Annotated in this window: 7 protein-coding genes and 2 pseudogenes; 6 read left to right on the top strand and 3 right to left on the bottom strand. The window is 42.2% G+C overall.

The window, feature by feature from the left end; all coding sequences use genetic code 11:
• On the bottom strand, positions 1–301 hold a 301-nt coding region (locus F6K37_RS30070), incomplete at its 3' end, for a recombinase family protein (protein ID WP_353838650.1).
• A gap of 27 nt (positions 302–328) precedes the next feature.
• Positions 329–706: a VOC family protein gene (locus F6K37_RS30065; protein WP_009149275.1), complete on the bottom strand. Its 378-nt coding sequence runs from the start codon at positions 704–706 to the stop codon at positions 329–331.
• Positions 707–825: 119 nt separating this feature from the next.
• Here F6K37_RS30065 and F6K37_RS45730 point away from each other — a divergent pair.
• Positions 826–1,125, top strand: a pseudogene (locus F6K37_RS45730) (single-stranded-DNA-specific exonuclease RecJ); the annotation flags it as partial.
• A gap of 128 nt (positions 1,126–1,253) precedes the next feature.
• Here F6K37_RS45730 and F6K37_RS30060 read toward each other — a convergent pair.
• Positions 1,254–2,738: an Ig-like domain-containing domain gene (locus F6K37_RS30060; protein WP_009149271.1), complete on the bottom strand. Its 1,485-nt coding sequence runs from the start codon at positions 2,736–2,738 to the stop codon at positions 1,254–1,256.
• Positions 2,739–4,183: 1,445 nt separating this feature from the next.
• Between F6K37_RS30060 and F6K37_RS45725 the strand changes: the two are divergent.
• The 5 genes and pseudogenes from F6K37_RS45725 to F6K37_RS30040 form a co-directional block, all read left to right on the top strand.
• Positions 4,184–4,579 (top strand): annotated as a pseudogene (locus F6K37_RS45725) (DUF29 domain-containing protein); the annotation flags it as partial.
• A 36-nt stretch (positions 4,580–4,615) separates the two neighbouring features.
• On the top strand, positions 4,616–4,951 hold the full coding sequence (locus F6K37_RS45720; protein WP_044494438.1) for a XisI protein: 336 nt from the start codon (positions 4,616–4,618) through the stop codon (positions 4,949–4,951).
• A gap of 371 nt (positions 4,952–5,322) precedes the next feature.
• Complete coding sequence (locus F6K37_RS30050) at positions 5,323–5,751, top strand: hypothetical protein (protein ID WP_131827199.1); 429 nt, start codon at positions 5,323–5,325, stop codon at positions 5,749–5,751.
• Positions 5,742–5,915 carry a hypothetical protein gene (locus tag F6K37_RS30045; RefSeq protein WP_287254151.1) on the top strand — a complete coding sequence of 58 codons (174 nt, stop codon included), beginning with the start codon at positions 5,742–5,744 and terminating at the stop codon, positions 5,913–5,915. Before F6K37_RS30050 ends, F6K37_RS30045 begins: the two co-directional genes overlap by 10 nt.
• Positions 5,916–5,940: 25 nt before the next feature.
• Positions 5,941–6,102, top strand: a complete 162-nt coding sequence (locus F6K37_RS30040) for a hypothetical protein (RefSeq protein WP_287254149.1) — start codon at positions 5,941–5,943, stop codon at positions 6,100–6,102.
• Positions 6,103–6,203 lie beyond the last annotated feature (101 nt).

The raw sequence follows: 6,203 nt of genomic DNA, 5'->3' as shown, positions 1-6,203 counted from the left end.
AGTTGGTAGCATCCGTTAGCTGAGCAGAATTGTAAGATTGCTCTGTGGCAATCAAGCAAACACCGAGGGTTTCAATTTGGCTAATGCGATCGCTAATTTCAGCCAAACACTCTCCCAGTTCTTCCAGACGACGAATTAGCAAGTAATCAGGAGCTTGAGCTTGGCAATCCGCAACTAACTGCTGCCACTGCTGGCGTCCTCCCAAATCTAGATAGACCTGATCCACCTCCAAACCCCAAACTTCTGGGTCAGGCACCGGGTCAAGTAGAGGATTGCTGTACAGGTAGGCAATGGTTTTCATTTATTCTCCCCATCCCTACGTTAAACCCTAAGTGCTAATCTTATTAATCTCACTAAGCTCAATAATATTACAATCTGGATCTTGGGTAAACAATGCCGCACGACCAGATGAGCTCAATTGAATCGGGTAACCATGAGCGTGTAGACATTCCTTCGCTTCATCTAAATTTACTACACTAAAGGCAATGTGGGGATTACGACCCCATTTTTCAGGATTTTTTAGGTCAACTTTAGCATTAGGATTAACCATCAGGTGAATTTGGAATTGACCAACTTGGTACCAAGCACCAGGAAATCTCAGCTCTCGATTAACTTTAGATAATCCCAAAATATTACCGTAAAAATGCTCTGCCTTTTCCAAATCAGAAACTAAAACAGCAACATGAAGACACTGATTAATTTCCATAGTCTTTTGATGTCAAGTTACAGGTTATTAGGTTGAAGGTTATTAGGTTTAAGGTTGAAGGTTGAAGGTTGAAGGTTGAAGGTTGAAGGTTATTAGGTTTAAGGTTGAAGGTTTGATGGTTGAAGGTTGAAGGTTTAAGGTTGAAGGTTATTAGGTTTAAGGTTGTTTGGTTACAGGTTGTTTGGTTACAGGTTGAAGGTTTGAAGGTTTCAAGGTTGTTTGGTTACAGGTTACAGGTTACAGGTTACAGGTTGCTCGGTTATTTTACCAACCTTCACCCTTGGCCAAAAGGCCACGCTACGCGAACAACCAAACACCCTTCCAAAAAAAAACACCTTCAACCGGCTAACCTTCAACCGGCTAACCTTCAACCTACTAACTTTCAACCAGCCAACCTTCAACCAGCCAACCTTCAACTAGCCAACCTTCAACCAGCTAACCTTCAACCAGCTAACCTTCAACCAGCTAACCTTCAACCAGCTAACCTTCAACCTACTAACCTTCAACCTACTAACCTTCAACCAGCTAACCTTCAACCTGCTAACCTTCAAGGTAGCCAACGAGCATTAAATCCAGTTAGGAGTGGTTCCGCTTCCAGCTTCACTGGAGTATCTGACGATGTATCATCCACTAAAGGTAATAGCCACAGTCTAGCATTGGCAATTATTTGTCCTTCATCAGTGATCAAACCTTCCTCAGATGACCGTTCAGGAACCAGTTGATCAAAGAGTATGCCTAAGTCATCTGGGGACAAACTCATATGAACTTCCTGTTGCTCCGGTAAAACTATCAAGCGCTTTAAGGTATACTCATTCTTTTCATTAGGTTTAAGGTTAATCGCTGCCAGGAACGGTTCTTCTTTGAATTCTTCCCCAGCAATGAGTTGGCTGAGCAGACAATAGAGAATCTGGTTTTGCGCCGAGAATTCACAACTATGGACAGAACCAGTGGTGCGCAGTATCTCTTGCTCAGAGCCCTGGTTTTTGACTAAAAATAGCGATCGCGTATAGTCAGAATTAAACTTCACCATCACTGCTGCTGAACCATCCTTAGCAAAGTTTATGACCATGCCAAACTTCGGTAAAAAGTCTAGGGGTTGAGCATTTGGTGTCAAGGGTAAAATGCCCACTCCCTGACCTTGAGCCATCGCGATTGCGTTGCTATCAGGAGTAATCATAAAATCTCCTCCTGGTTCATGGTCTAATGGTCTCGGTTTGGTACCAGGTTGTATGGTCCACAGCCCAAATTCCGAAGGATTACTCCGACTGACCCGCTGCACCACAATCGTTTTACCATCAGCAGACAAATCAAACTTCAGATTCTGGTAGTCTTTGCTATCGAGAACCTGCTCAACTAACCCATCAGAGTCTGAGGATACGGGAGCTTGAGCTGGGGCACGAGTAGATATGCCCGTGGTCACAGTATATAATTTGGCCGAGAGCAAGTCCTGTTCTTGATTCTGACTATCAACAGCAGAAAAAAGAAGTCGGCTGCCATCAGGATAGAACTTAAAGTCCATAACCACCAAATCTGGAGGGGTCAAGATAGTTTTTTGTTGGCGAGTGAGATTATAGAAAATTAATCGCCCCTTTTCTTCTGCCTGAACACCCACATAGGCAAAGGCTCGGTCACGGGTACGGAAAGATGCCTTGAACGGTTCCATGGCAGTCTTGTTGCCAGGCTTAGCGAATTGATCTACTGCTCCAGTGAGCTGGAATTGATACTCGGTGCCATAGGGTAAAGGGAGCAGCGGAGTATAAGCCATTTTACGTCCAGCCCAGCTAATTTTGCCCGGTATGGGTGGAACAATCTTCAGATTAGTTTCCACACTAGTCTGATCCATAGGACGGCTGAAGGTTAGGATAAATGCTTTATCCTCCGCACCGACTTGTTTATCTTGCCACGTAAATTTCCGTACCCTGGGGGCAGTGCGATCGCCAGTCCACAGTAATATACCAATCAGTAGACTCAGTATAAGTATGACTGCGCCAGCAGTACGGTCAATGGGTTGAAGAAAGGTTTGACTCTTCATCTAATTAAATCCATCAGTAAAATTAGTCCAGAGTTCTAGTCTAGAGTTTCCAGAGCAAATGCCATTTAATTTATACAACCAAGACTTTATCTAGCGGTTCTGATAGTAATGAGGTACACATAATTTTGTACCTATTCCCTACTGCCTACTCCCTACTGCCTACTGCCTACTCCCTACTCCTTACTCCCTACTCCCTAAAACCTAGGACGAAAGTACCTTAAGCAATTGATAACTGAGAAATGCTATAGTTAAAATCCCTGATATCGACTAGTTTAATTGATCACCAGGTGATCAGGTTTATCACAAGACAAATTCTCAAAATTAGATCAGACAAATTGTCAACCTTTTTGGCTTTGTAATAAATCTTAAAAATTCCTGAAAAATCTACTAACACCTAGGGTTAGCTGGCTATACTAAGACCAGGTGATATATCTGAATTCAGGTCTGGCTATACTTGCTCTATCTAGTGGCTATATCTACTAACTGGAGCTAGCTGCCTGCTTTTGAAACCGTGTCATTTGAGACAATTCATTTGACACAAATGGTTGTTGGGTTAAAAATTACCCTGCACTAACTATATATCTGCCAAACTATCCGCTAAAGTCTAAAATAAATCCACATTTTTGAGGATTTATACCTAAGGAAACCAACTAGAAATTAGGAGAATCGCAGTGATTTTTTGGAAAGACATCAAACCACAACAATTTTATGTTATTTTATTGCTTATCACTCTGAACCTGGTCGTTTTTATGGCTCTAATCTCAAAGATGCCAACTAATTTTATAGTATCCTTTTAGTGTGATTTATTAGTGTAAGGTTTGAGAGCAATTCCTAATTGAGACCTGATTGAGAACAATATCCTAGAGTATCTCGCCCCACTCAACGATCACCACTTGCCGTATCCCAAGACAATTGCTCCGATTGTGGTTCATTTTGTGATTTCCATGATATTGTTTGCGGTCTTTGGTGACCCGATCGGCTACTTTCCCCCTAATTATCCCTGGTATGAGGTAAGTTGGTAGAATTTATTTTTTGCGACTATTTCTATCGTTATTGCTGTTATTTTTGGGTAAATTGAAGCCGGATTAGCAGAACCCTACACAGCAGCAAAGGGAATATTGAAGCTGCATACGCTGATTGGCATGTTTGCTGTCTGGCATCATTACAGGGGTGACAGCATAGCGCTAGATCATTGGTTTTCGCAATCCCAACGACAAACCCCATGCCTTTTCTGGGGGTGGGGGCGTTGTTAGTGGGGCGGTTTTCCTTTTGGTGTTACCGATCGGGTATTTGGCAGCACCTTTTATTTGCTCACCAGGTTTCTTGGTTTGCAGGCGCTGACGGCAGTCCTGTTACATCTCGCAGTAGCGTTATTCGTAGGTTGGGTTAGCGGGAGCAGTTCGTTCCACCCAACCTACAGGTTTAGTTAGATTTCGGAGGAAAAAATGCTCTATGAAACTGACATCATCCAATGGGTTGAACAACAAGTTTCCCTGATCAAAGAAGAACGATATAGTGAAGTAGACTGGGTTAATCTCCTAGAAGAGATTGAAGACTTGAGTAAACGAGAGCGAGACCGCTTTTTCTGCTCTATTCGTTTAACGATTCAACATCTGTTGAAATGGGAATATCAACCTGAAAAACGGTCTAGGTCTTGGGAAATCACGATCAAACGAGAGCGCAATCACCTTAAACGCTATCTCAGAGATACTCCTAGTTTAAAGCGATACTGGGCAGATTTATCAAAAGTTTATGGTGATGCGAGAGCCGATGCTGCTAATGAAACCGGAATTTCCGATTGGGACTTTCCTGACCACTGTCCCTATTCCCCTGAGCAAATCCAATCGGATTGGTTTCCTCCAATTAGAGGTCAAACAATGGATACCCAAACGACCTATCGAGAAATAATAAAACAAGTTATTCTAAAATACGCTCAATTTCGTCCCTCTCATGGAGACATCCGACTTGACCCCATTTTTGACGAAACACGAGAGCACTATGGATTAATGCAGGTAGGATGGTCACAGGGAAAAAGAATCAGAGGAAACCTAATATATATTACTCTAAAAAATACTAAAATTTATATTGAATATGATGGAATAGAAACGGGGATCACTACTGATTTAATTAATGCTGGCATTCCTAAAGAAAATATTGTTTTAGCTTTCTATCCTCCCGAAATGCGTCAGCAAACTGAATTTGCCGTCAATTAAAAATTGGGCGTTGCTGAATGAAGGAATGAATGCGCGATTATCTGGTTTTATTAAAGCCCCCGTTGGTCCCCCAAGCGAGGGATTGCTCGCTTGGGGGACTTTCCGAGTTTTGTTCCCCCCAAGCGAGGGATTGCTCGCTTGGGGGGCTAGGGCGTGTCTTCAAACTCCGAGATCCCCCGTTTCCCTTAAAAAAGGGGGACTTTGAGTATGGCTCCCCCCTTAATAAGGGGGGCTGGGGGGGATCTAATATCTTGCGGAAAACTTTGAAAACACACCCTAGGGGGGCGAAACCATACCCAGAATCAGCAACGCCAAAAATTGATTCGTGTTTGATAAAATCAAGGCTATAACCAATTTAATTTTAAATGACCATGGATAGAAAAGACAGGTTACCGCTTATAGTAGTAGGGTTGACTATTAGCTTAATCTTAATGGGTTGTAATCCCTCTGATGATGCGTTAGAAAAATCTCGTTATCAACCCTTGAATCTAGCTGAGTTCAAAGGTAAGCGAATAGGAGATGATCCGGAAGCGATCGCATTAGAGTTATTTGGTAACAAAGCAACGGTCAAGAGTGAGTTTACTGAAGAAATCAAGGTGATTGATCAGCAAGCTTTTGAGAAAATCGTGATTCTGACCCAGATGAATCTACCTGATGACAAAGTTAGGGGCAGGCGTTATCGACTTCAGTTTAAATTCGATCAATCTACCGGTAAATGGAATTTAAAAGAAGCAGGTCGTCAACAGTCCTGTTATAAAAGTGAGAAACCTAAAGATTGGACAATTGAACCTTGTCCCTAGCTAAACTTGTTGATAGCGTTTGTCGTATTTATGAGGTACAGTCAACTGTAAGCATATGCGCTACGCGCACGCTACGCGAACAGCCCTCAGCTATCAGCGTGTCGCGTATCAGCTATCAGCCATCAGCCCTACTAGATTCAAAATTTTTGGCCAATAACCTATAAATCATTACTGTACTAAGTTACTGCTATGTCAATCAGCACCGAAGCTATCAAGCAAGACCTGGATCTACTTACTGCTGAACAACTTCAGCAAGTCGCTGATTTTATTGCATTTCTTAAGTTTCAAGATAAACGTTGTCGGATTGTTCTTGATCCTGCTCAGTTAAGCTGTTGCGCATTTAAACTGTGATAACAGCATTGCCTTTGTTTTTTATTTTTCGTACCCATTTTATAATTAACCCTCCTTCATTTAAAAGATGATTTAACAAACATTCTAATTCTTCAATTGAT

Source organism: Moorena sp. SIO4E2, from assembly GCF_010671945.1.
GTDB classification, from domain to species: domain Bacteria; phylum Cyanobacteriota; class Cyanobacteriia; order Cyanobacteriales; family Coleofasciculaceae; genus Moorena; species Moorena producens.
The sequence above is the reverse complement of the archived record's forward strand: the minus strand, read 5'-3'. Positions and strand labels throughout refer to the sequence as shown.

What these genes read in the sequence shown, in the direction of transcription:
- F6K37_RS30065 (WP_009149275.1), bottom strand. Translation starts at nt 706, where the DNA reads ATGGAAATTAATCAGTGTCTTCATGTTGCTGTTTTAGTTTCTGATTTG.
- F6K37_RS30060 (WP_009149271.1), bottom strand. Translation starts at nt 2,738, where the DNA reads ATGAAGAGTCAAACCTTTCTTCAACCCATTGACCGTACTGCTGGCGCA.
- F6K37_RS45720 (WP_044494438.1), top strand. Translation starts at nt 4,616, where the DNA reads ATGGATACCCAAACGACCTATCGAGAAATAATAAAACAAGTTATTCTA.
- F6K37_RS30050 (WP_131827199.1), top strand. Translation starts at nt 5,323, where the DNA reads ATGGATAGAAAAGACAGGTTACCGCTTATAGTAGTAGGGTTGACTATT.
- F6K37_RS30040 (WP_287254149.1), top strand. Translation starts at nt 5,941, where the DNA reads ATGTCAATCAGCACCGAAGCTATCAAGCAAGACCTGGATCTACTTACT.